The organism is Endozoicomonas atrinae, from assembly GCF_001647025.1.
Classification (GTDB): domain Bacteria; phylum Pseudomonadota; class Gammaproteobacteria; order Pseudomonadales; family Endozoicomonadaceae; genus Endozoicomonas; species Endozoicomonas atrinae.
The window spans coordinates 1-750 of sequence record NZ_LUKQ02000680.1; the positions used below are offsets into that span (position 1 = coordinate 1).

At 40.8% G+C, this 750-nt stretch carries 2 protein-coding genes; both read right to left on the reverse strand.

What is annotated here, in order from left to right:
- Window positions 1-110: 110 nt before the first annotated feature.
- Window positions 111-440 (reverse strand): hypothetical protein, encoded by a 330-nt coding sequence (locus tag AK963_RS30015; protein ID WP_066018836.1) that lies wholly within the window; start codon window positions 438-440, stop codon window positions 111-113.
- Window positions 441-493: 53 nt separating this feature from the next.
- A partial coding sequence (locus tag AK963_RS30020; protein ID WP_139117818.1) for an integrase core domain-containing protein occupies window positions 494-750 on the reverse strand: 257 nt, incomplete at its 5' end.

Below are 750 nucleotides of genomic sequence, written 5' to 3' on the forward strand. Positions count from 1 at the left end.
GTCCTCTCGATTGGTCATGGCGCTGCTCCCTGCTTGATACCAACAGGAAAACAATCGGCCAGAAAAGGGTTAATCGGGAGGTCAAATTAAACTGGTGTTTTGAAGACTTATTACATCGGTGATGACAGTTGGCAACCTTCTGTGTTATCTGCTCTCAACCCAGTTAATACTTCAGTTCCACCAGATAATAAATCTGACAAGGAGTGCTCAACACCTTGCTTATCCGCCCATGACGAGTAATATCTAATTCCTTCATCTTGAGAATTTTTTAGCAGCCCACTGTTCTGTGATCGAGCCTCCAAACTATAAGTTTCTGCGGTACTAAATACACAAATACTAGAATTCACCACCTCCCACTGATCACCACTACGAAAAAATATTAAATCATCAAGGCCAGAGATTTTTATCAATTCACCATTTTTCAAAATTATATCAACCAATAATACCCCTGTATCACCACTATCAATTGGTGTTACCCACGAAAAGTGGACACCTATTGTTGGTTTCTACGCTCAAACTCAACAGGACTTAAATATCCCAGTGATGAATGTCGTCTGATTCGGTTATAAAATATTTCGATGTATTCAAAGATCCCTGATCTGGCTTCTTCAATACTCTGAAAGCGTTCGGCATAAACTAATTCAACTTTTAACCGGCTAAAGAATGACTCCATAGCTGCATTATCCCAGCAGTTACCAGGTCTGCTCATACTGGGCTCTCCACCATATCGCCGAATCAAACTCTGGTAAC